General features: G+C 58.5%; 22 protein-coding genes. 5 read left to right on the forward strand and 17 right to left on the reverse strand.

The annotated features are described in order from the left end of the window. Positions 1 to 18: 18 nt before the first annotated feature. Both thiL and pgpA read left to right on the forward strand, forming a co-directional pair. The gene (gene thiL, locus K7B04_RS11130) at positions 19 to 993 is read left to right on the forward strand and encodes a thiamine-phosphate kinase (protein WP_167576510.1); all 975 of its coding nucleotides are present in this window, start codon (positions 19 to 21) and stop codon (positions 991 to 993) included. Beyond that, positions 986 to 1477: a phosphatidylglycerophosphatase A gene (pgpA, locus tag K7B04_RS11135; RefSeq protein ID WP_223804031.1), complete on the forward strand. Its 492-nt coding sequence runs from the start codon at positions 986 to 988 to the stop codon at positions 1475 to 1477. Before thiL ends, pgpA begins: the two co-directional genes overlap by 8 nt. A gap of 144 nt (positions 1478 to 1621) precedes the next feature. On the opposite strand, the gene K7B04_RS11140 is transcribed toward pgpA, so the two are convergent. From K7B04_RS11140 to xseB, 4 genes are all read right to left on the reverse strand, one after another. Continuing rightward, on the reverse strand, positions 1622 to 2596 hold the full coding sequence (locus K7B04_RS11140) for an aldo/keto reductase (RefSeq protein ID WP_163445910.1): 975 nt from the start codon (positions 2594 to 2596) through the stop codon (positions 1622 to 1624). A gap of 63 nt (positions 2597 to 2659) precedes the next feature. Beyond that, positions 2660 to 4522 (reverse strand): 1-deoxy-D-xylulose-5-phosphate synthase, encoded by a 1863-nt coding sequence (dxs, locus tag K7B04_RS11145; protein WP_163445911.1) that lies wholly within the window; start codon positions 4520 to 4522, stop codon positions 2660 to 2662. A gap of 18 nt (positions 4523 to 4540) precedes the next feature. Beyond that, on the reverse strand, positions 4541 to 5440 hold the full coding sequence (gene ispA / locus K7B04_RS11150; RefSeq protein WP_223804032.1) for a (2E,6E)-farnesyl diphosphate synthase: 900 nt from the start codon (positions 5438 to 5440) through the stop codon (positions 4541 to 4543). Next, positions 5441 to 5683 (reverse strand): exodeoxyribonuclease VII small subunit, encoded by a 243-nt coding sequence (gene xseB, locus K7B04_RS11155; protein ID WP_163445913.1) that lies wholly within the window; start codon positions 5681 to 5683, stop codon positions 5441 to 5443. Positions 5684 to 5872: 189 nt separating this feature from the next. Between xseB and thiI the strand changes: the two genes are divergently transcribed. Continuing rightward, entirely contained in the window at positions 5873 to 7321 is a 1449-nt protein-coding gene (gene thiI / locus K7B04_RS11160; RefSeq protein WP_064547879.1) for a tRNA uracil 4-sulfurtransferase ThiI, read from the forward strand. A gap of 54 nt (positions 7322 to 7375) precedes the next feature. On the opposite strand, the gene K7B04_RS11165 is transcribed toward thiI, so the two are convergent. From K7B04_RS11165 to panE, 3 genes are read right to left on the reverse strand one after another with little or no spacing between them, the layout of a single operon-like run. Then, on the reverse strand, positions 7376 to 7852 hold the full coding sequence (locus tag K7B04_RS11165; protein WP_163445914.1) for an SRPBCC family protein: 477 nt from the start codon (positions 7850 to 7852) through the stop codon (positions 7376 to 7378). A gap of 54 nt (positions 7853 to 7906) precedes the next feature. Next, positions 7907 to 8500, reverse strand: coding sequence for a protein deglycase YajL (gene yajL, locus K7B04_RS11170; RefSeq protein ID WP_163445915.1), 594 nt, complete (start codon positions 8498 to 8500; stop codon positions 7907 to 7909). After that, positions 8463 to 9374: a 2-dehydropantoate 2-reductase gene (panE, locus tag K7B04_RS11175; RefSeq protein WP_163445916.1), complete on the reverse strand. Its 912-nt coding sequence runs from the start codon at positions 9372 to 9374 to the stop codon at positions 8463 to 8465. The genes yajL and panE overlap by 38 nt, the downstream gene beginning before the upstream one ends. 166 nt (positions 9375 to 9540) lie before the next feature. Between panE and K7B04_RS11180 the strand changes: the two genes are divergently transcribed. After that, the gene (locus K7B04_RS11180) at positions 9541 to 10032 is read left to right on the forward strand and encodes a YajQ family cyclic di-GMP-binding protein (RefSeq protein WP_064547885.1); all 492 of its coding nucleotides are present in this window, start codon (positions 9541 to 9543) and stop codon (positions 10030 to 10032) included. Between the two features lie 42 nt (positions 10033 to 10074). On the opposite strand, the gene K7B04_RS11185 is transcribed toward K7B04_RS11180, so the two are convergent. From K7B04_RS11185 to K7B04_RS11220, 8 genes are all read right to left on the reverse strand, one after another. Then, positions 10075 to 11439: an MFS transporter gene (locus K7B04_RS11185; RefSeq protein ID WP_223804033.1), complete on the reverse strand. Its 1365-nt coding sequence runs from the start codon at positions 11437 to 11439 to the stop codon at positions 10075 to 10077. Between the two features lie 156 nt (positions 11440 to 11595). Next, positions 11596 to 12606 carry a Gfo/Idh/MocA family oxidoreductase gene (locus K7B04_RS11190; protein ID WP_223804034.1) on the reverse strand — a complete coding sequence of 337 codons (1011 nt, stop codon included), beginning with the start codon at positions 12604 to 12606 and terminating at the stop codon, positions 11596 to 11598. Continuing rightward, complete coding sequence (locus K7B04_RS11195) at positions 12603 to 13967, reverse strand: aromatic acid/H+ symport family MFS transporter (RefSeq protein WP_163445918.1); 1365 nt, start codon at positions 13965 to 13967, stop codon at positions 12603 to 12605. The genes K7B04_RS11190 and K7B04_RS11195 overlap by 4 nt, the downstream gene beginning before the upstream one ends. 13 nt (positions 13968 to 13980) lie before the next feature. Continuing rightward, complete coding sequence (locus K7B04_RS11200; protein WP_223804035.1) at positions 13981 to 14784, reverse strand: sugar phosphate isomerase/epimerase; 804 nt, start codon at positions 14782 to 14784, stop codon at positions 13981 to 13983. A 75-nt stretch (positions 14785 to 14859) separates the two neighbouring features. Next, the gene (locus K7B04_RS11205) at positions 14860 to 16554 is read right to left on the reverse strand and encodes an FAD-dependent oxidoreductase (RefSeq protein ID WP_223804036.1); all 1695 of its coding nucleotides are present in this window, start codon (positions 16552 to 16554) and stop codon (positions 14860 to 14862) included. 10 nt (positions 16555 to 16564) lie between these two features. Then, positions 16565 to 16885, reverse strand: a complete 321-nt coding sequence (locus K7B04_RS11210; protein WP_064547897.1) for an NIPSNAP family protein — start codon at positions 16883 to 16885, stop codon at positions 16565 to 16567. Continuing rightward, positions 16882 to 18576 (reverse strand): FAD-dependent oxidoreductase, encoded by a 1695-nt coding sequence (locus K7B04_RS11215; RefSeq protein ID WP_223804037.1) that lies wholly within the window; start codon positions 18574 to 18576, stop codon positions 16882 to 16884. The genes K7B04_RS11210 and K7B04_RS11215 overlap by 4 nt, the downstream gene beginning before the upstream one ends. Further along, positions 18573 to 19394, reverse strand: coding sequence for a shikimate dehydrogenase (locus K7B04_RS11220; RefSeq protein ID WP_167576494.1), 822 nt, complete (start codon positions 19392 to 19394; stop codon positions 18573 to 18575). The genes K7B04_RS11215 and K7B04_RS11220 overlap by 4 nt, the downstream gene beginning before the upstream one ends. A gap of 152 nt (positions 19395 to 19546) precedes the next feature. On the opposite strand from K7B04_RS11220, the gene K7B04_RS11225 reads away from it, so the two are divergent. Beyond that, positions 19547 to 20305 carry an IclR family transcriptional regulator C-terminal domain-containing protein gene (locus tag K7B04_RS11225; protein WP_223804038.1) on the forward strand — a complete coding sequence of 253 codons (759 nt, stop codon included), beginning with the start codon at positions 19547 to 19549 and terminating at the stop codon, positions 20303 to 20305. A gap of 71 nt (positions 20306 to 20376) precedes the next feature. Here the strand turns inward: K7B04_RS11225 and K7B04_RS11230 are convergent, their stop codons facing one another. Continuing rightward, positions 20377 to 20532: a Hok/Gef family protein gene (locus K7B04_RS11230; RefSeq protein ID WP_163445925.1), complete on the reverse strand. Its 156-nt coding sequence runs from the start codon at positions 20530 to 20532 to the stop codon at positions 20377 to 20379. A gap of 311 nt (positions 20533 to 20843) precedes the next feature. Further along, a complete protein-coding gene (gene cyoE / locus K7B04_RS11235; RefSeq protein WP_064547906.1) occupies positions 20844 to 21731 on the reverse strand; it encodes a heme o synthase in 888 nt (295 codons plus the stop codon).

Consider the following 21731-nt stretch of genomic DNA (forward strand, 5'->3'; position numbering starts at 1 on the left):
TCTGCTGAGGCATAACGTATGGCATGCGGCGAATTTTCCCTGATTGCCCGTTATTTTGACCGAGTACGAAACGCCCGTCTTGATGTCGACACCGGAATCGGCGACGACTGCGCGTTACTCAATATTCCCGAAAAACAGACGCTGGCTATCAGCACCGACACGCTGGTGGCGGGCAACCATTTTCTCCCTGATATCGACCCGGCCGATCTGGCCTATAAAGCGCTGGCGGTGAACGTGAGCGATCTCGCGGCAATGGGCGCGGATCCGGCGTGGCTGACGCTGGCGCTGACCCTGCCCGCGGTTGATGAAGAGTGGCTGCAGGCATTCAGCGACAGCCTGTTTGACCAGTTAAGCTACTACGATATGCAGCTGATTGGCGGCGACACTACCAAGGGGCCGCTGTCAATGACGCTGGGTATTCACGGTTACGTACCCGTTGGCAGGGCGCTGAAGCGCTCGGGCGCGAAGCCGGGCGACTGGATCTATGTCACCGGCACGCCGGGCGATAGCGCCGCCGGGCTGGCGCTGATCCTCAACCAGCTGGTGATTGATAACCCTGAAGACGCGGCGTATCTGCGTCAGCGTCACCTGCGCCCAACGCCGCGCGTGCTGCAAGGGCAGGCGCTGCGCGATCTGGCCAGTTCAGCAATCGATCTTTCCGACGGGCTGATTTCCGATTTGGGGCATATCCTTAAGGCAAGCGGCGGTCTCGGCGCGCGGATCGACTTGGATGCCATGCCGTATTCTGAAGCGCTGAAGCGCCATGTCTCCACAGAGCAAGCCTGCCGCTGGGCGCTTTCCGGCGGTGAAGATTATGAACTCTGCTTTACCGTGCCGGAGCTGAATCGCGGCGCGCTGGAAGTGGCGCTGGGCCAACTGGGGACACCGTTTACCTGCATCGGGCAGATTAGCGCCGATGTTGAAGGCATGCATTTCACACAAGATGGGAAGGCGGTGACGCTGGACTGGAAGGGGTACGATCACTTTGGCTAAGAATGATATCGCAAAAAGCCGCCTGAACTTGCGCAACCCGTGGCACCTGCTGGCAACGGGCTTTGGCAGCGGTTTAAGCCCGATCGTGCCGGGAACGATGGGCTCGATTGCCGCCATTCCGTTCTGGTATCTGCTGACGTTTTTGCCGCTGCAAATTTATTCGCTGGTGGTGATGTTCGGTATCTGTATTGGGGTCTATATTTGCCGCCGCACGGCGCGGGATATGGGCACCCACGATCACGGCAGTATCGTGTGGGATGAGTTTATCGGGATGTGGATTACCCTGATGGCGATCCCGGCGATGACCTGGCAATGGGTGCTGGCGGGGTTCGTGGTATTCCGTATTTTTGATATGTGGAAACCCTGGCCGATCCGCTGGTTTGACCGTAACGTCCACGGCGGGATGGGGATTATGATCGACGACATCGTCGCCGGGGTCATTTCGGCCGCGATATTGTATGTGGTGGGACATCACGTCCTGTGAGGCGTTAACCCTCACCCCGGCCCTCTCCCTGGAAGGGAGAGGGTGAAAACCGAGTCAGTGCGGCTGGGTATAGTCAAAAACCAGCACCGTACAGTCCCCTCGCCCCTTTGGGGAGAGGGTTAGGGTGAGGGGCTTCCCTACACTTTACTTAAACCCGACCACCGGATGCGGCTGATACGGCGCTTCTAGTGACGCAATTTGTTCTGGCGTCAGCGTAATATCTACCGCGTTCAACAATTCATCCAACTGATCCTCGCGCGATGCGCCGATAATCGGCGCCGCTACGCCCGGTTTGCTCAACAGCCACGCCAGCGCCGTTTGCGCCCGGCTAGCCTCGACCTCTTCGGCCACGCGTTCCAGTTCACCGGCAATCTGCTCATCGTTCTCTTCGGTAGTGCTATAAAGGCTTTTACCAAACTCATCGGACACCAGCCGTGCGGTGGTTTCGCCCCACGGACGCGTCAGGCGTCCGCGCGCCAGCGGGCTCCATGGGATCACCGCCACGCCTTCCTGCGCGCACAGCGGCAGCATATCGCGCTCTTCTTCCCGGTAAATCAGGTTGTAGTGATCCTGCATGGTGACAAATGGCGCCCAGCCGTTGGCCTTCTGTAGCGCCAGCGCGTGGGCGAACTGACGGGCATGCATGGAAGACGCGCCAATAAAGCGCGCTTTACCGGATTTCACCACCTCGTCCAGCGCTGAAAGCGTCTCTTCAATTGGGGTGCGGTAGTCCCAGCGGTGGATTTGCAGCAGGTCGACATACTCCATGCCAAGGCGGCGGAGACTGTCGTCTATCGAGCGGAGAATTTGCGCGCGGGAGAGACCTTCTTCAAGATCGCCAACCTGATGGTAGACCTTGGTGGCGACCACCACGTCCTCGCGGCGGGCGAAGTCGCGCAGCGCGCGGCCAACAATCTCTTCGCTGCTGCCGTCAGAGTAGCTGTTGGCGGTGTCGAAAAAGTTGATGCCGCCTTCCAGCGCGCGCTGAATAATCGGGCGGCTGCTGTCTTCCGGTAGCGTCCAGGCGTGTTTACCCCGATCCGGCTCGCCAAACGTCATACAGCCCAGACAAAGACGAGAGACCCGAAGGCCGGTGTGTCCTAACGTATCGTATTGCATGATTCAGCTCCTGCTAGCGGGTAAGAGGTTTACCTTTAAGCATAGCAGGAGCGAGGGGGAGGATTATGCTAGCCAGGCCGCGATCTTCGCTTCGATGCCCGCCGCGTCGAGGCCAAGCTCGGCGTGCATCTCTTCCTGAGTACCTTGAGGAATAAAGAAATCAGGCAGGCCGATATTGAGCACCGGCACCGGTTTGCGATGCGCCATCAGCACTTCGTTTACGCCGCTGCCCGCGCCGCCCATAATGGCGTTTTCTTCCAGCGTCACCAGCGATTCGTGACGCGCGGCCATTTCCAGAATCAGGCTTTCATCCAGCGGCTTCACAAAGCGCATGTCGACAAGGGTGGCGTTCAGCTTCGCGGCGACCACTTCAGCCTGCGCGAGCAGGGTACCGAAGTTGAGGATCGCCAGCTTTTCGCCCTCACGCTTCACCAGCCCTTTACCCAGCGGCAGTTTCTCCAGCGGTTTTAGCTCCGCGCCGGTACCGCAACCGCGCGGATAGCGCACCGCGCTTGGGCCGTCGCCGTAGTGATAGCCGGTATACAGCATCTGGCGGCACTCGTTTTCATCGCTCGGCGTCATGATAACCATGTCCGGAATGCAACGCAGATAGGAGAGATCGAACGCCCCCTGGTGCGTCTGCCCGTCGGCGCCGACGATGCCTGCACGGTCGATCGCAAACAGGACCGGCAGCTTCTGAATCGCCACGTCGTGGATCACCTGATCGTAGGCGCGCTGCAGGAAAGTGGAGTAGATCGCTACGACAGGTTTGTTGCCGCCAATCGCCAGCCCGGCGGCGAAGGTGACCGCATGCTGCTCGGCGATCGCCACGTCAAAGTATTGATCCGGATACTTTTTCGAAAACTCGACCATGCCGGAGCCTTCGCGCATCGCGGGGGTAACCGCCATCAGCTTGCTGTCTTTGGCTGCGGTTTCACACAGCCAGTCGCCGAAGATTTTGGAGTATGACGGCAGGCCGCCGCTGCTTTTAGGCAGCTTGCCGCTGGTGTGGTCAAATTTCGGCACCGCATGGAAGGTAATCGGGTCCTTCTCTGCGGGCTCATAGCCGCGACCTTTCTTGGTCATAATATGCAGGAACTGCGGGCCTTTCAGGTCGCGCATGTTTTTCAGCGTATTGACCAGCCCCAGCACGTCGTGGCCGTCCACCGGCCCGATGTAGTTAAAGCCCAGCTCTTCAAACAGCGTGCCCGGCACCACCATGCCTTTGATATGTTCTTCGGTACGCTTGAGCAGCTCTTTAATCGGCGGTACGCCGGAGAAGACTTTTTTGCCGCCTTCGCGCAGCGAGGAGTAGAGTTTTCCGGAGAGCAACTGCGCCAGATGGTTGTTCAGCGCGCCGACGTTCTCGGAAATCGACATTTCGTTGTCGTTCAGCACCACCAGCATATCCGGCTTGATATCACCTGCGTGGTTCATCGCTTCAAACGCCATCCCGGCGGTAATGGCGCCATCGCCAATCACGCAGACGGTACGACGCTGTTTGTTCTCTCTGCCTGCCGCGACCGCGATGCCAATACCGGCGGAAATGGAGGTGGAAGAGTGGCCGACGCTCAGCACGTCGTATTCGCTCTCACCGCGCCATGGGAACGGATGCAGGCCGCCTTTCTGGCGGATGGTGCCAATCTTGTCGCGACGGCCGGTTAGAATTTTGTGCGGGTAGGCCTGATGGCCGACGTCCCAGATAAGCTGGTCGAACGGCGTGTTATAGACGTAGTGCAGCGCCACGGTGAGCTCCACCGTGCCAAGCCCGGAGGCGAAGTGTCCGCTGGAACGGCTCACGCTGTCGAGCAGGTAACGACGTAGCTCGTCACACAGCTTCGGCAGGCTCTCTTTTGGCAGCAGGCGCAACTCCTGAGTGGAATCGACCAGCGCCAGGGTCGGGTATTTGGCAATATCAAAACTCATCTGAGACTCATTTATTGTTTATTTGTCGCGCAGGATGATGTAGTTCGCTAGCGCTTCCAGTGTTGTGGTATCCAGTGATTGTGCGGCCAGTTGCTCTAGCGACTGGCGAGCCTCAGCGATGAGGTCACTGGCTTTGGTCCGGGCTTGCTCAAGGCCCAGTAGTGCCGGATAGGTGCTCTTGCCGAGCTGCTGGTCGGCACCCTGGCGCTTTCCGAGGGTCGCAGTATCCCCCACCACATCCAGAATGTCATCCTGAACCTGGAATGCCAGACCGATGCTTTCGGCGTATTTGTCCAGCAGCGGCAGCGCCTGACGCCCCTGTTCACCCGCGCTGAGCGCCCCCAGGCGCACGGCAGCACGAATCAACGCGCCGGTTTTGTGGCGATGAATGCGTTCCAGCATTTCCAGATTAACCTGTTGCCCTTCGGCTTCCAGATCCAGCGCCTGGCCACCGCACATGCCCGCCACGCCGCTGGCGGTTGCCAGCTCGGAGAGCATCGCCAGGCGATCGCGGTCGGAGACCTTATCCATCGGCGCATCACTGAGTATAGAAAACGCCAGCGTTTGCAGCGCGTCACCGGCCAGAATTGCGCTCGCCTCGCCAAATTTAATATGGCAGGTCGGCTGGCCGCGACGCAGGTCGTCGTCGTCCATCGCCGGCAAGTCGTCGTGCATCAGCGAATAGGCGTGAATGCACTCCACCGCCGCCGCGGGCGCATCCAGCGTGGCGACGCTGACGCCGAACATCTGCCCGGTGGCATACACCAGGAATGGGCGCAGACGTTTACCGCCTAAGAGTGCGCCATATTGCATCGCCTCGACCAGTGGAGTGTTCTGAAACGGCAGCGGCGCGATAAAACGGCGCAGCGCGTCGTTCGCCTGAGTGACGCAGGCATCCAGCTGTTGCGAAAAATCCATTTATTCAGCGTCCGGCGTGAAAGGTGTTAAGGGAGAATCTTCGTTATCGGCCAACAGAATCTGCACGCGTTGTTCCGCCTGCTGCAGTTTGCTCTGCCCCTGACGTGCCAGCTGCACGCCGCGTTCGAATTCGTTCAGCGCCTCTTCCAGCGGCAGAGAACCGCTTTCCAGACGATTAACTATTTGCTCCAGCTCGGTTAACGCGGTTTCGAAACTGGCCGGGGCTGCATTTTTCTTTGGCATAGTGAATGTTTGGCTCTTGTTATGTCGCGACTGCGTCTATGGTAACGGAGTCTGAGTGTGAAGCAAATAACACGCAATGGTCAGCGGGATGATGATATACTCCGCGTCCTGGACGTAGCGACCGCTGGTACGCTGCGATACATCTTTTTGCTCAAAGCCCGTCGGGCTTGCCAACGAACCATTGCCGCCATGAAGTTTATCATTAAATTGTTCCCGGAAATCACCATCAAAAGCCAATCTGTGCGTTTGCGCTTTATTAAAATTTTAACCGGGAACATTCGTAACGTTCTTAAACACTACGATGAAACGCTCGCCGTCGTTCGTCACTGGGATCACATCGAAGTTCGCGCAAAAGATGAGAACCAGCGTCTGGTTATCCGCGACGCGCTGACGCGCATTCCAGGGATTCACCATATCCTCGAAGTGGAAGACGTGCCGTTCACCTCCCTGCACGATATTTTCGAGCAGACGCTGCCACTGTGGCGCGAAGCGCTGGAAAACAAAACCTTCTGCGTGCGCGTAAAACGCCGCGGTAAGCACGAATTCACCTCCATTGAGGTGGAGCGTTACGTGGGCGGTGGTCTGAACCAGCATATTGAAACGGCGCGCGTGAAGCTGACCGACCCGGACGTAACCGTCAATCTCGAAATCGAGAACGATCGTTTGCTGCTGGTAAAAGGGCGTTATGAAGGTATTGGCGGTTTCCCGATTGGCACCCAGGAAGACGTGCTGTCGCTGATCTCCGGTGGTTTCGACTCCGGCGTTTCCAGCTATATGCTGATGCGTCGCGGCTGCCGCGTACACTACTGCTTCTTTAACCTTGGCGGCGCGGCGCATGAAATCGGCGTTCGTCAGGTCGCGCACTACCTGTGGAACCGCTTCGGCAGTTCGCATCGCGTGCGTTTTGTGGCGATCAACTTCGAACCGGTAGTGGGCGAAATTCTCGAGAAAGTCGACGACGGCCAGATGGGCGTGGTGCTCAAGCGTATGATGGTGCGTGCGGCGTCGAAAGTGGCTGAACGTTACGGCGTGCAGGCGCTGGTGACCGGCGAAGCGCTCGGCCAGGTGTCCAGCCAGACGCTGACCAACCTGCGTCTGATCGACAACGTTTCTGATACCCTGATTCTGCGTCCGCTGATTTCGCACGATAAAGAGCACATCATCAATCTGGCGCGTGAAATCGGTACCGAAGATTTTGCCCGTACCATGCCGGAATACTGCGGTGTGATCTCAAAAAGCCCGACCATCAAAGCGGTGAAGGCGAAAATCGAAGCGGAAGAAGAGAACTTCGACTTTGCGATCCTCGACAAAGTGGTGGCGGAAGCGAACAACGTCGATATCCGCGAAATCGCCCAGCAGACCCAGCAAGAGGTGGTGGAAGTGGAAACCGTCAGCGGCTTTAGCGCCAACGACGTGATTCTCGATATCCGCTCCGTTGATGAGCAGGACGACAAACCGCTGAAAGTAGAGGGCGTAGAAGTGGCATCGCTGCCGTTCTATAAACTCAGCACCCAGTTTGGCGACCTTGATCGCAGCAAAACCTATCTGCTGTGGTGCGAGCGCGGCGTGATGAGCCGTCTGCAGGCGCTGTATCTGCGCGAGCAGGGCTTTGAAAACGTGAAGGTTTATCGTCCGTAACGAAAAGAAAAACCCGGCCTGGCCGGGTTTTTTTATATCAGCCTGACAAATGCGCTACTTGAGCGTATTGGCGAATGCTTCCAGCTGGGTAATCACGATATTCCAGCCTTCGTAAAACCCCATCTGTTCATGCTGTTCGCGCGTAGCATCATCCGGATGCAGAACCCGCGCGGTATAGCGGCAGCCGCTGCCTTCATCGGCAAAGGTGACGATGACTGTCATGGCAAACGGCGTTGTGGCCGGACGCCAGTCGGCGGTCAGCATTGTCGTCATCACCAACCTTTCTTGCGGAACGATTTCCAGAAAACAGCCTGGATTATCGCTGCTTTCACCATCAGGCCCGCGCATTAGCGTATGAAATTCGCCGCCGGGGCGCAGGTCAAAGGCGAGCACCTCGGTGGTCCAGGGCTTGGGGCACCACCATTGGCTGAGCAGGTCCGGGTGAGTCCAGGCGCGCCAGAGTAAGGCTCTGGGCGCGTTCAGAAGACGAGAAATGGATAAGTCGCGGGTATCGGTCGCGTGTTCAGACATACTACGAACCCTCACGGTTGGGGCTAAAGGACGGCCCGCCGGGCAGACCGCTGATTAAGCTTCGTAGTAATTATAGATGCCCGCAGCCATTACCAACTGCGACGCCACTTCATACGCTTTTTCGCGCCCGACCAGCAGGTCAATAATCTTCAGGCCAAAATCTATTGATGTCCCTGGCCCCTGGCTGGTGAGGAGCTTGACGCGCGGATCCCACGCGACGCGTTTATCCATCCACTGCTCTGGCGGGATTTTATCTTTCAGCGCCGGGAAGCCGGTCATATTGCCGATGGGGAAAATATCATGCGGCACGAGGACGGTCGCCGCTGCCGCACAGATAGCGGCAACGATACGCCCGGAGAGATGAAACTGCCTCACCGTTTCGACCAGCAGCGGGCTGTCCCGAAAGCACTCCGCGCCCTTAATGCCGCCAGGCAGGATAATGATATCGAAATCGCCGTCCGCCACTTCCACCAGCGGGGCGTCGGCCAGCAGCTTCACGCCGCGCGAGCAGGTAATCGTCAGGTTGCCGTCGCTGGCGACGCTGGCGGTGGTGACCTGAATACCGCCACGCACTAATAAATCGATAGTGGTGACGGCTTCCATCTCTTCACTACCAGGAGCGAGGCAAATCAGTGCCGACGCGCTCATATTCACTCTCCTTACGTTTAACCAGTTCATACAGGCGGGTGTTTTCCGGCACGGGGATACCGTGCGCACGCGCGCGCTTGAGCAGAAAACCGGTAATGTAGTCGATTTCCGTATGGCGCAGCGCGCGGATGTCCTGCAGCATCGATGAGATATTTTCTGCTGTCAGGTCAATCACCTGGTTCACATAAAATAACAGACTTTCCGGAGAGGTATGAAATCCTTCCCGCGTCATGGTCTGCGCAACCTCTTCACAGATAAGGGCAATTTGCTCCTGATGGCCACGCAGATCGCCGTTCGGGCAGTTCATCAGCGCGGTAAGGGGATTAATCACGCAGTTGACCGCCAGTTTTCGCCACATGGCGGAGTGAATATTATCGTGCCAGGCCACGTCCGGCAGGACGTTTTGCAGGGTTTCCGCCAGCTGGCTGTAGTCGGCGTCGTAGCGTTTGGCCGGGCCGATATGGGTGGTACCGTTGGCCACGTGAATGATCACGTTCCCGTCGCGCCGTGCGGCCTGCGTGGTGGCGCCAAGCAGAATCGGCTGCTTGAGGTCGTTCAGCTCCAGCAATGTGCCCATACCGTTATGAATCAGCAAAATAGGCGTAGTTTGCGGAAGACGTGAAGCCAGGGCTCTGACCGCATCGGAGACTTGCCAGGCCTTGAGTGTGACCAGCAATAAATCGCTTTGCGCCAGAAAATCAGGATCGTTGGCCGTCAACGATTGGTTAAACTCACTGCCGTCCAGCTCTATCAGATTGACGCTACAGTAGGGCTGAGGTACACGTAGCCATCCTTGTACTTCAAATCCTTTTTTGTAGAGCGCCGTCATCCATAGCTGACCCAGCGCGCCACATCCCAATACTGTTATTTTCAAACATCCTCCTTACCACACCAGATGCTGCTGGTATGTCATACTTCACGCTGATGACCCGAATGAGTGTGAGTATAGCGCTATCCACTGAGCTTCCGGGGATAACAAGTTGAGTTATGCCGCGTTGCAGGTATTATGCAACGCAAAAGAAACTAAGGGAGGGGAAAAGATGCCATCTTTCGATATTGTCTCTGAAGTTGATCTTCAGGAAGCGCGCAACGGTGTGGATAACGCGGCCCGTGAGGTTGAATCGCGTTTCGATTTTCGCGGTGTAGAAGCGAAAATTGAGCTGAATGAAGCCAATAAAACCATTAAGGTGCTGAGCGAGTCTGATTTCCAGGTGAACCAGCTGCTGGATATTCTGCGCGCCAAGCTGCTGAAGCGCGGCATTGAAGGCGCATCTCTCGATGTGCCGGAAGAGTTTGTGCACAGCGGTAAAACCTGGTTTGTCGAAGCTAAGCTGAAGCAGGGCATCGAAAGCGCGGTGCAGAAGAAAATCGTCAAGCTGATTAAAGACAGCAAGCTGAAGGTGCAGGCGCAAATTCAGGGCGAAGAGATTCGTGTGACCGGGAAATCCCGCGATGATTTACAGTCGGTAATGGCGCTGGTGCGTGGTGGCGATCTCGGCCAGCCGTTCCAGTTTAAAAACTTCCGCGACTAACGGCGAAAGTACGGCCCACACCACCGTGTGGGCCGATGCCGCTTAATGGGCGGCAATCACCTGTTCAACTTCAAAGCGGTTAGTGACTTTGCTGTCGATTTTCACGTAGGCCGAGTGCTCATCTGCCACCACCAGCACCTCTTTCACCCCGTTCGTCGCCAGCAGGCGTTCACGTAATGCATCGTCCGCGGCAACGTCTTTTGGGATCTCGACGCGCAGGCTGCTGACGTACTGCGGTTCCTGCATGGTCATGGAGACCAGCAGCCAGACCGTCGCCAGCAGCGCGCCGGCGAGGAACACCGTTTGTGAATCAAACAGGCCGTCAATCCAGCCGCCGAGCGAACCGCCGATGGCGACGCCCAGGAACTGACTGGTGGAATAAATCCCCATTGCCGTGCCTTTATAGCCCGCAGGCGCCTCTTTGCTGATAAGCGACGGCAGCAGCGCTTCCATCAGGTTAAAGGCGAGGAAGAAAATCTGCACGCCCGCCACCAGTTCCCAGAAATAGTTTCCGGAGCCCCAGAGCACGATTTCAGCAATCAGCAGCAGGGCAATGCACAGCACGAACACGCGCTTCATGCGGCGCTTCACTTCCGCGTAGATGATAAACGGCACCACCGCGATGAACGACACCACCATGGTCACCAGATAGATTTTCCAGTGCTCAGCGGCCGGAAAACCCGCCGACTCTAACTGCCCCGGCAGGGCGACGAAGGTGGACATCAGCAGGATGTGTAGACACATGATGCCGAAGTTGAGCTTCAGCAGCCTGGGCTCCATCAGCACCTTGCTGAAGCAACCTTTGACCATGCCGGACTCGCGATTGAGCACGTGATTTTTACTGTCCGGCACCACCCACAGCGTGAGCAGAATCCCCAGCGTTGCCAGCCCGGCAATCATCCAGAACAGCGCGTGCAAACCGAGTTTATGCGTGATAATCGGCCCCAGCACCATCGCAATGGCGAAGGTCACGCCGAAGCTGACGCCGATAAACGCCATCGCTTTGGTGCGGTTTTGTTCGCGGGTGAGGTCGGAAAGCAGCGCCATCACCGCAGCGGCAATCGCCCCGGAGCCTTGTAAGGCACGGCCAAGAATAATCCCCCAGATGGAGTCGGACATCGCGGCAATCACGCTGCCCAGAACAAAAATCGCCAGTCCACCGACGATCAGCGGTTTGCGGCCAACGCGGTCCGAAATCAGCCCGAAGGGAATCTGAAACACCGCCTGTGCCAGACCATAAATGCCAATCGCCAGGCCAATCAACGCCTCGCTGGCGCCCTGCAATGCCATGCCGTATGTGGTCAGAACCGGAAGGACCATAAACATACCGAGCATACGCAAAGAAAATACGGTCCCTAAACCCCAGGTGGCGCGTAACTCACCCGGCGTCATTTTGTAATCGTTCATTCCCACCTCTATATAAAAGCTGGGAGTAGTGTAGTGCGGGGAGAGAGAAGGGTAAACAGAGGGTTAATTAACAAATATTACATTATTGAATCATTTGTGCGGAATAGCAGCATAAGTGATAACCCGGCGGCCTGAAACCGCCGGGTCAGTCTCCGATCAGGCCGCCTGCTGGCGGATCGCGTCGATCACTTCCAGCGAGCGTAACGCATCTGCCGCATCAATGATTGGCGTTGCCTCACCGCGAATCACCTGCAGGAAATGACGCAGCTGCAAAATAAACGGGTCGATGGGCTCGACGGCCAGCGTCTCCTGCAACAGCGGAGCGTGCCAACCGCTCTGCTCGCCGTAGCGCCACCAGCGCATCTGCGGAATCGCCAGCGCCCCCTTGCTGCCGGAAATCAGATAGCAGTTTTCCGCGGTATGCGCGTAGACTGCGTTCTCTGCCGAGTTCATCTCCCAGCTCCACGGGCTGACGCCGCAGTCGCTCAGCACCGCGCTGCCCAGTGCGCCGCAGGCGAAGCGCAGGTTGACCACCGCGCTGTCTTCGTTGGCGAAGCCGCGCCCGGCGTTGCTGGTCATCGCCTGCACATCGTCAATCTCCCCCAGCAGATAACGCAACAGATCGATATCGTGCACCAGATTCACCAGCAGCGGTCCGGCTCCCGGTTCCCGTCGCCAGGCGACATCGAAGTAGTCGTCCGGTTTTTGCAGGATCCAGTGCGCCGAAACGGCAACAATCTGCCCCAATTCGCCGCTATCGATAAGCGACTTTGCCGCCGCCGTCAGCGCATTGTGCCGACGGTGCTGGCCGACCAGCACCGGGACGCCGTGCCTTGTTGCCGCATCCACCAGTTCTCGCGCGCGCTCCGGAGATTCGGCGACCGGTTTCTCAACCAGCACCGGGATCCCCCGCTCCACGCAGGCAATGGCGCACGGCACGTGCAGAGTGTTCGGCGTTGCGTTAATCACGCCCTGCGGCCTGGCCTGATCCAACATATCGTTGATGTCGGCATACCATGCCACGCCGAGTGATTTTGCCAGCGCCTGCGCTTGTGGCGACGGATCGGCCAGGGCGACCAGCTCGGCCTGCGGCGTTTGATTGATCACCTCAATATGTTTACGTCCGATGGCGCCAGCGCCAATCACGGCAAGACGAATACGATTCATGATGGGCTCCGCAGCGTGGTAGGGAGAGATGAGCGAGCGTCGACCGGGCCTGCTGCCCAGTACCCTTTCGCGGCCAGACCGAGTACGGTCAATGCCGCCGGAATGCCGAGGATCAGGAACACCGATTTAAAATCGAGCCCCAGAGCCAGCATTTCTGCACCCGCGAAGGCGCTAAGAATGGCGCCGATGCGGCCAACGCCGTGCATCCAACTGGATCCGGTGGCGCGGGCCTGCGTGGGATAGAAGCGAGCGGAAAGGGCGTTCATCCCGGTATTCGCGCCGTTCAGACACGCGCCGCTAACGAAGGCCAGCAGGCACAGCAGCGGGAAATTCACCCCCGCGTAGCCAATCGCCATGGTGAATAATCCGCCCACGGCGAAAATGACGCCCAGCGCCCGATGCGGATCAATTCGATCCATCAGCCAGCCGGCAAACAGCGAACCAACGGTGCCGCCTGCCTGATAAATGGCGGTCATGATTGCGGCCTGGCTGACGGTCAGGCCAATCTCTTTTACCAGTGTTGGCAACCAACTGCCGAGGATATAGACCAGAAACAGCCCCATAAAATAGACCAACCACAGCATCAGCGAACCGAACAGGTACTCGCGCGACAGCACAATGCGCATGGCGCTGCTTTTGATTGGCTGCTGCGGCAAAATAAATTGCACGTTTTCACTCACCTGTCCGGGGTAGAAATGCTGAAGGATGGCGTGGATCCGCGCGGCAGGCGCCTGCTTGATCACCAGAAAACGCGCGGACTCCGGCAGTTTCCAGATAAGAATGGGGGCAAACAGCAGCGGCAGTATGCCGCCCAGCGCCATCAGTGAGTGCCAGCCAAACTGCGGGATGAGCCATGATGCGGCAAACCCGCCAATGGCGGCACCGAAGGTGAAACCGCAGAAAATGACGGTGATGATAAACGAGCGTTTGCGCTCAGGCGCGTATTCCGACACCAGCGTGCTCATGTTTGGCATCGCCGCGCCCAGTCCGAGTCCGGTCATAAAGCGGAAAAAGATCATCTGCTCAATGTTCTGGGAAAACGCCGTCGCCACGGTCCAGAAACCGAAGAAAAAGACGCTGTTGATGATGATTTTCTTGCGCCCCAGCCAATCTGCGAGCGGGCCGGAGAAAAGCGCGCCCAGCGCAAGGCCGATCAGCGCGGTACTGATGACAAAGCCCAGCTCGTGGTTGCTGACGCCCCACTCTTGTTTGAGCGTAGGGGCGATAAAACCCATGATGGCGATATCGAAACCGTCCAGCGCGATGACGCAAAAACCAAGGAAAATAACCAGCTTCTGGTAGCGGCTGAGCGGGTTGGAATTGATTAACTCTCTGACATCCAGGCGTTGTGTCTGTGACATAGCGTACTCCTGTTTACAGGAAGGATTGTGCCGCGTTAAACAGCAGCGCTGCGCGTTGTTGTGCCGGTAAAGCTCCCTGAGCCCCGTCCAGCGGGACTTCCAGCGAAACCGGCAGCGTGGGCGGTAATGCCGCCAGCAGGCCGCGCAAATCCAGTTCGCCTTCGCCTGGTACCCGGCGTGCGCAGCGGGCCTGGTAAATCAGTTCTCCGGTGTCTGTGGGTATTCGCGCCGGGGCATCGCACAGCTGCATGTAGTTCAGCTGCTGTGGCGCCAGCGCACGCAACGCGTCCAGTGACTCACCCGCGCGCCAGAAGTGGATGGCATCGACGAGGATGCCAACGTTGTGCTGTCCGCTGGCGGCAATTAACTTCTGCGCGGAGGCGAGCGTGGGAAGATGGGTCCACGGCATCGGCTCCAGGTTCATGGTCAGGCCATAGGCTTCTCCGGCCTGCGCCAGCCGTGCAAGGTTGTCCGCGCAGCGGCGCAGGTTATCGTCATTGCCGGCTACCAGCACCTGCTGGGCCTCCAGCCGGGCGGCGGTTTCGAGGAACGGACGCAGCGCATCAAGGTTGAAGTCCGGCGTCAGGCGCACAATCTCCACGTCGGAAACGCGTATCCCGGTATCGCGTAGCGCGGCCAGGGTTTCGCGTACCGTCGGCGTATCGCCGAGCATGTCGTAGTCAGGGTCATCAGGCGTTGCGGGCAACAGACGAATGCCCACGTGGCTGTAGCCGGTGAGCGCGGCGATACGCACGTGTTCCGGCGGTGAAACGTCCAGCACGGTGAGTGCTGCTAGCGAGAGGGAACGCATATTCATACAGACTCCAGTACAGTTGCAGGTAAGATTTTTTGTTATGTTTGGCGCCTTTCCCTGGCTAAATGCGTAATTTTTTTAAGATGTTATGTTTGCGGCCAGGTTTTTTCCCACCAGATAACCAAAGGTCATGGCAGGGCCAAGCGTGATGCCGCCGCTGGGGTAGAACCCCTGCATCACGCTCGACATATCGTTACCCACGGCAAATAATCCGGGGATCGGCTGTTGTTCTCCGTCCAGCACGCGCGCCTGTTCATCGGTTTTCAGTCCGCTGAAGGAACCCAGCGAGCCAGGAAGAATTCGCACCGCGTAATACGGCGCCTGTTCCAGCGTACCCAGCGTCGGGCTAGGCTGGTGGCGGGCGTCGCCCTGCGCGAGGTTGTAGGCCGATGCGCCGCGTTGGAAGTCGTCATCGCGAGCCTGACGGGCGAAGCCGTTAAAGCGAGCGACGGTATCGCTGAGCGCTGAACCGTCGATGCCGCATTTTTGTGCCAGCTCCGCCAGCGTGTTGCCGCTTTGCAGGTAGCCGGTACGCAGCCAGGCTTTTATCGGGAACGGTGTCGGACGCGCGTGGCCAAGGCCGTAGCGGTGCAGCGCGCGGCTGTCGGCAATCAGCCAGGCAGCCGGTTTTTCTCCCTCCGGCGTCGCCTTGAGCAACGCGGCGATAAAGTCATGATACGAGTCGGCTTCATTGACGAAGCGTTTGCCGTTATCGCGCACCGCGATAAACCCCGGCTTGGCACGTTCAACAAGATGCGGAAACGCCAGCTGTATTCCACTGGCCAGTGACACGCGGGAGACCGGTGCCCACGCCATCGGGTGCTTAAGTGAATCGTCAAACTGCCCGCCCACGGTTTCACCAAGGCGAATGCCATCGCCCTGATTGCCCGGCGGCGCGGCGGAAAAGTGACCATAGCCCTGCGCCGCGTGCGGCACCTGTTCGGCCAAGCGCTGTTTGTCATGTGGAAAGCCGCCGCAGGCCAGCACTACCGCGCGAGCGTTAACCTGAATCTCGCCGTCATCGCTACAGAGAATGGCGCCAGTGACACCGCTGGCGTCCTGTAATAACCGCGTCACCGGCGCATTGAGTTGAAAATGGACGTTGGCGTCGAGCGCCGAACGCAGCAGGCGCGCCACCAGCGCGTTGCCGTTCACCAGATGACGACCACGCCCGTAACGCAGTCGCTGCCAGCCGTGACGGGCAAGGCGTCGAGCGGCATACAGCGCGGAACGGGGTGAACGCGTCGCGTTAAAAAAGTGCGCCATATCCGTCCCTCCCGCGATGCCCATCCCGGCGAGGCTGATGGTCTCCAGCGGCGGCCGCAGGCGATGCAGCCAGTCGCCCAGCCCGCGAGCGTCATAGGGTTGGGCGGTCACCGAACGACCGCCGTTGGCGGAGCCGCGGCTATTGTGAAAGTCCGGCATTTTGCTGCCGGAGAGGAACTGCACGGCGGTACGGCGACGGAAAAATTCCACCATCTCCGGCCCATAACGCAAAAAAGTCCGCAGACGCGCATCGGCTGGACGCCCCTCCATCTCGGCCTGTAGATAGGCCAGCGGCGCCGCGTCATCCTCGATAATGCCTTCTTCTCGGGCAAGCGGATTTTGCGGGATCCACAGCCAGCCGCCGGACCAGGCGCTGGTGCCGCCAATCGTCGACTCTTTTTCGGCGACCAGCACCCGGGCGCCGTGCAGCGCCGCGGTTACGGCGGCAGACAGCCCCGCCGCGCCGGAGCCGATAACCAGCATATCCACCTCAACGAGCCTGCTCATGCGCGACTCCTTATTGCAGCGGAGAGAAATCGGTCGGGCGCATCAGCACCGACTCCAGACGTTCAACCGCTGCCAGCTCGCGATTTTTACGTGAAAAGGTCAGCCAGCGCTCGTCCTGCGCCATGCGCGCGCGGCGCACCAGACGGTCGTCCAGGCTTTCGTAAGCCCAGATATGAACGACCTGATTCACCACGCCGATCTCGGTGAAGAAGAAGCCAATCAGCTTGCCGAGATGCTCGGTCTGCACCGCGTAGGCGTCGCTTTTGTACAGCGCCAGCCAGTCAGCCATCTTCAGTGGATTGATGGTGTAAGTACGTTTTTCGTAGATCATGATGTTTCTCCTGAAGTGTATGGTGAGGTCTGAGTCATATGCAGGGCGGCCAGATAGCCAAACGTGAGCGCCGGGCCAAGGGTAATGCCAGGGCCGGGATAGGTGCCTGCCATCATCGAATCCATATCGTTGCCGACGGCATAGAGCCCATCGATAGGCTGACCCTGCTGGTTAATCACCTGCGCGTCGGCGGTGGTGACCAGCCCGCGCGAGGTGCCTAAATCGCCGGTAAAGAGTTTGATGGCATAAAACGGCGCGCTTAATAGCGGCGCGTTGCAAGGGTTTGGGCTGTGCGCCGCATCGCCCATGGCGCGGTTATAGCTGTTTCCACCCTTGTGAAATTGCGGATCGCTGCCGTTGGCGGCGTCGCGGTTATAGCGGGCGACGGTGTGTTCAAGCTGCTGCGGGTCAAGGCCTAACTGCTGCGCCAGTTCGCCCAGACTCTGTGCCTGATGCAGATAACCGGCGCTCACCAGCGCGTCGTTGTTGACCGGTGCCGGGCGCGCCAGCCCCAGTCCATAGCGCTTCATCGCCTGGGCATCGCATAGCAGATAGCAGGGGGCATTCTCCGGCTGCTGCTGCATGGCGCTGGCAAAATGATGGTAGGAGTTGGACTCATTGACGAAGCGTACACCGCGCTGGTTGACGGCAATCACGCCCGGCTTGGCGCGGTCGGTGACCAGATGCGGGAAACGCTCCTCGCTGCCGTCCGGACGGCGCAGTACGGAAACCGGTGCCCAGAAAAAGTTCGATGGCAGGTCGGCCCCCTGGCGGGCATCCACGCCCAGCCCTAGCTGAAACGCTGCCCCGTCGTTCGTCGCGGGCGACATGGTGTAGTGCTGCTGGGTTGCGGGACGGAACTGCGGCGCTATACGTCCGGCGGCGAAACCACCGGCAGCCAGTACGACGCCGCGGCGAGCATGCAGAGCCAGTGATTTACCGTCGCGCGCAATTTCCACGCCGGTCACGCGGCCGTTCTGTTCAATTAACGATTTCACCGTGACGTTCAGCTCCAGCGTCAACCCTTTGCGCAGCGCCAGCGTGGCCATACGGGCAATCAGCGCGTTGCCCATCGCCAGACGGGTACCACGATGATGACGCAGACGATCGCGACCATAGCGCAACAACAGTTTTGTGCAGTGGCGGAACGAGCGCCACGAGCGGCGCATATCGAGGAAATGCTGAATATCGACGCGATTAACCATCATGCCGCCGAACAGCAGCATTCCCTGCGGCGGTGAGCGTAAGGCGGTGAAATGCTCGCCCAACTCGCGACCATCATATTCCACCACTTCCAGTGCGCGGCCTACGTCGACCGCGCCGGGTTCATCCGGGTAGTAGTCCGGCGACAGCGGGCGCAGGCTATATTTCACCGCGCCTTCCTGCTCGAGAAAAGCCAGCGCTTCGCGACCTGCGTTCACGAAGGCATCAACTATCTCAGGACGATAATTGGCCTCGCCGATGATGGTGCGCAGGTAGGTTTTCATCTCGTCAGGCGCACCACTTTTTCCTGCCGCACGGGCCTGATCGGTGTCGTTAATCCACACCGCGCCGCCAGAAATCGCCGAAGTGCCGCCAAAGTGCGGCGCTTTTTCCAGCATCAGCACGGAGAGCCCTTTGCAGCAGGCGGTGACGGCGGCGGCAAACCCCGCCGCGCCGCTGCCGATGATGATCACATCCCAACTTTTCATGCGGCGGCCTCATGCGATGAAGGCATAGCTCCGATGAACTGCCCCATGAGTTCCATCTGCGCCAGCGCCATTTCCGGGCCGGTTTGCGTGCGGCATCCGCGCTCGCTGGCGAAGGCCAGTAGCGGGGTGATGACGGGGGCCGTTACGACGTCGGCGACGTGGGTAGCGGCGGTTAATGTTTCAAGCAACGTCGGATCTAACGGCAGCGGATCGAAGCCCGCCATGCCGGCCGGGGAACCATTGACCAGCAGATCGATCTCCGCCAGTGATTCGGGCAGGGCGGTGAGATGGACGGTTGGGAAGTGGGTGGCAAGGCGATTTTCCAGGCGCTGGCGGCTGGCCTCATCGCGATCGTAGAGAGCCAGGCTTTGAATGCCCGCTTCACATAGCCCCCAGGCGATGGCGCTACCGACGCCGCCACAGCCGGAAAGCAGGGCGCGCTTGCCCGCAGGCTGGAATCCATGCGCCTGTGCGGCGCGCTGGAAGCCGACACCGTCTAACATGTCGCCTTCTAAACGACCGTCCGCCAACTTACGCACCACGTTAACCGCATTCAGATGGCGGGCGCGGGGCGTCAGGGTATCCAGCAATCCAGCGACGCGCTGTTTATGGGGCACGGTAACCAGAATGCCGCTCATGTTGTGCCAGCCGCGCAGAGCGTTCAGATAGTCAGCAACCGCTTCCGGCGCGATATCGACAGGGATCATGACCTTGTCCAGATGCTGACTGGCAAAGTAGTGGTTAAAGTTTTCCGGTGATTTCACCTGGGTAATGGGATGTCCGATTACGGCGACGACCTGAGTAAATCCGCTGACCATAGCTCACCTCACTTGTTAACAAACTGTTGCTTGAGTATTTCAACGGAAGCGGTGAGCGACAACGCAGAATTCGGACAGGTTGGTTGTTAATCGCACCGACAGTGCGATAATCGCAGTAATTGACTCCCTATGTTGCAAAAGTGTGAACAACTATGCAAAACGAGATTCATCAACGCGACCTGATCGTGGGATTACAAAAGGGGCTGGCGCTAATCCAGCTTTTCTCAAAGGCAAACCCGCGCTTAACGGTGCCGCAAGCGGCGAAAATGAGCGGGCTGACGCAAAGCGCCGCCCGCCGTTTTTTTCTGACGCTGGTACATGATGGTTATCTGGCGACCGACGGACGTTATTACTGGTTAACGGCGAAAAACCTCCGTCTGGGCCAGGCTTACGTCGATTCTGCCCAGTTCCCGCGCATGGTGCGGCCGATCGTTGAGTATGTCGCCAGCCGCACCGAGGAACATGCGTCCGTTGGGGTCATTGATGACAACGAGCTGGTCTATATCGCCCGCAGCAAACATACGCCGTTTAACTCGACCTCTGTGCGCCTGGGGGAGCGGGTGCCGGTGCATTGCACGGCAGGGGGCCGTCTGTGGCTGGCATCGTTGCCGGAAGCGGAATGCGAGGCGGTACTCCAGCGGATTACCCGCGAGCAGCGTACGCCTTATACGGTGACGGACGTCGCGCAATTAATGGAGCGCATCGCGCAGGTTCGTCATCAGGGGTACGCCACCATCGAGCAGGAGTTTGAAATTGGCATGTTAGTGATTGCCGTGCCGCTGGCCGACAGGGAAGGGCTGTACTGGGGGGCGTTGAGTCTGACCAGCCATCAGTCGCGAACTTCGCTGGAGGCGTTGTGCCGCGACCATCTTGACCTGCTGTATAGCGCACAGGCGATGCTGGTGAGTTAGTTAAATAATTGGGTGCGTTGAGAATACCTGGCAACTTCAAGAGTGGCGGGGATTGCTCCCCGCCGGGTCTCTTACTTAACAGATTCGTAGTCTGTGAAGACGGCGACCTCCGTATGCCCGCTGCGAATACGGACCGCGCAAAGATCTTTGCGCGTGACCAGCACCGACAACACGACGGTAATACAGAGGACGATCAGGGCAACAATTACTACCTTGTTCCGCTTCATAGCCTACTTCTCCTTGACCCGAAGGTCGGTAAGAGGCTAACCTAATGTTGCTTTTCATTTAGGGGCCTCAGATTAATGTTAAGCGTCTTGCCGGACGCTGAATGTTATCTGGGGCTTTTGTCTATCTGCCTTTCACGTCATGCTCAAGACAAATAGTCTCAAGCACCCGCCGCGATTTTATACCTCTTCCCCTTGAATGAGCCGCTTAAACACCAGCCTCGCCAATATTTAGGAAAACATCAATATCGGGCACTTTTCTTCAGGTAATAAAAAACCCCGCCGAAGCGAGGTTTTTTGTCAGACCGTGTGTCTTACCAGACGTAAGTCAGCAGGCTCTGTGAGTTAGGCACCATAAAGTCCACGGACATCATCACAGACAGCGCGGTAATGGCGATGATGGAGAAACCGAACAGCTTACGCGCCCAGACCTTATCATCTTCCACTTTGTACCCGCGCAGCGCCATACCGAGCCACCAGACGCTCACTGCCGCTGCAACAACCAGGTATTTATACCCGGCGTAGCCGCCAAGAGAGAGCATCAGCGTAGCTAAAGCAAACGCTACGATATACACCGTGATGTGGTTCTTCGCCACGGCAATGCCTTTCACCACCGGCAGAACCGGAATGTTCGCTGCCTGATAATCCTTGAAGCGGAAAATCGCGATAGCGTAGGAGTGAGGCATCTGCCACAGGCTGAAAATGGCCAGCAGAATTAACGCGCCGCTGTCGAAATCACCCGTGACCGCGCAGTAGCCAATCACCGGCGGCGCAGCGCCGGAGAGAGAACCAATCAGCGTGCCGTAAACGGAGTGGCGCTTCATGTACAGGCTGTAGACGCCGACATAAACCACGAACCCCATCACCCCCAGCCAGCAGGCGAGGGGATTGGCGCCGAACCACAGCAGCATGAAGCCAGCGAGACCCAGCAAGGTGGCGTAGACCAGCGACGTTTTTGGCGCAATCAGTCCCTTAACCAGCACTCGGTTCTTCGTACGTTCCATCTTACGGTCGATGTCACGATCGATGTAGTTGTTGAAAACACAACCCGAGGCGACCACCAGAGACACGCCGATCAGCGTCCAGGCGAACAGCGGATAATCGATGTGGCCCTTGGAGGCCAGCAGGAAACCGCCGATCACGGAGATCAGGTTGCCAAAAATGATGCCAGGCTTCGTTACTTGCAGGTATCGCTTAAACAT

Origin of the sequence: Kluyvera sp. CRP, assembly GCF_019930565.1 — a bacterium.
Classification (GTDB): domain Bacteria; phylum Pseudomonadota; class Gammaproteobacteria; order Enterobacterales; family Enterobacteriaceae; genus Kluyvera; species Kluyvera georgiana_A.

Excerpts from the sequence above, each read along its gene's own strand:
- thiL (WP_167576510.1), top strand. The coding sequence starts at position 19 with ATGGCATGCGGCGAATTTTCCCTGATTGCCCGTTATTTTGACCGAGTA.
- K7B04_RS11140 (WP_163445910.1), bottom strand. The coding sequence starts at position 2,596 with ATGCAATACGATACGTTAGGACACACCGGCCTTCGGGTCTCTCGTCTT.
- dxs (WP_163445911.1), bottom strand. The coding sequence starts at position 4,522 with ATGAGTTTTGATATTGCCAAATACCCGACCCTGGCGCTGGTCGATTCC.
- ispA (WP_223804032.1), bottom strand. The coding sequence starts at position 5,440 with ATGGATTTTTCGCAACAGCTGGATGCCTGCGTCACTCAGGCGAACGAC.
- xseB (WP_163445913.1), bottom strand. The coding sequence starts at position 5,683 with ATGCCAAAGAAAAATGCAGCCCCGGCCAGTTTCGAAACCGCGTTAACC.
- thiI (WP_064547879.1), top strand. The coding sequence starts at position 5,873 with ATGAAGTTTATCATTAAATTGTTCCCGGAAATCACCATCAAAAGCCAA.
- K7B04_RS11165 (WP_163445914.1), bottom strand. The coding sequence starts at position 7,852 with ATGTCTGAACACGCGACCGATACCCGCGACTTATCCATTTCTCGTCTT.
- yajL (WP_163445915.1), bottom strand. The coding sequence starts at position 8,500 with ATGAGCGCGTCGGCACTGATTTGCCTCGCTCCTGGTAGTGAAGAGATG.
- K7B04_RS11180 (WP_064547885.1), top strand. The coding sequence starts at position 9,541 with ATGCCATCTTTCGATATTGTCTCTGAAGTTGATCTTCAGGAAGCGCGC.
- K7B04_RS11185 (WP_223804033.1), bottom strand. The coding sequence starts at position 11,439 with ATGAACGATTACAAAATGACGCCGGGTGAGTTACGCGCCACCTGGGGT.
- K7B04_RS11190 (WP_223804034.1), bottom strand. The coding sequence starts at position 12,606 with ATGAATCGTATTCGTCTTGCCGTGATTGGCGCTGGCGCCATCGGACGT.
- K7B04_RS11195 (WP_163445918.1), bottom strand. The coding sequence starts at position 13,967 with ATGTCACAGACACAACGCCTGGATGTCAGAGAGTTAATCAATTCCAAC.
- K7B04_RS11200 (WP_223804035.1), bottom strand. The coding sequence starts at position 14,784 with ATGAATATGCGTTCCCTCTCGCTAGCAGCACTCACCGTGCTGGACGTT.
- K7B04_RS11205 (WP_223804036.1), bottom strand. The coding sequence starts at position 16,554 with ATGAGCAGGCTCGTTGAGGTGGATATGCTGGTTATCGGCTCCGGCGCG.
- K7B04_RS11210 (WP_064547897.1), bottom strand. The coding sequence starts at position 16,885 with ATGATCTACGAAAAACGTACTTACACCATCAATCCACTGAAGATGGCT.
- K7B04_RS11215 (WP_223804037.1), bottom strand. The coding sequence starts at position 18,576 with ATGAAAAGTTGGGATGTGATCATCATCGGCAGCGGCGCGGCGGGGTTT.
- K7B04_RS11220 (WP_167576494.1), bottom strand. The coding sequence starts at position 19,394 with ATGGTCAGCGGATTTACTCAGGTCGTCGCCGTAATCGGACATCCCATT.
- K7B04_RS11225 (WP_223804038.1), top strand. The coding sequence starts at position 19,547 with ATGCAAAACGAGATTCATCAACGCGACCTGATCGTGGGATTACAAAAG.
- K7B04_RS11230 (WP_163445925.1), bottom strand. The coding sequence starts at position 20,532 with ATGAAGCGGAACAAGGTAGTAATTGTTGCCCTGATCGTCCTCTGTATT.
- cyoE (WP_064547906.1), bottom strand. The coding sequence starts at position 21,731 with ATGTTTAAGCGATACCTGCAAGTAACGAAGCCTGGCATCATTTTTGGC.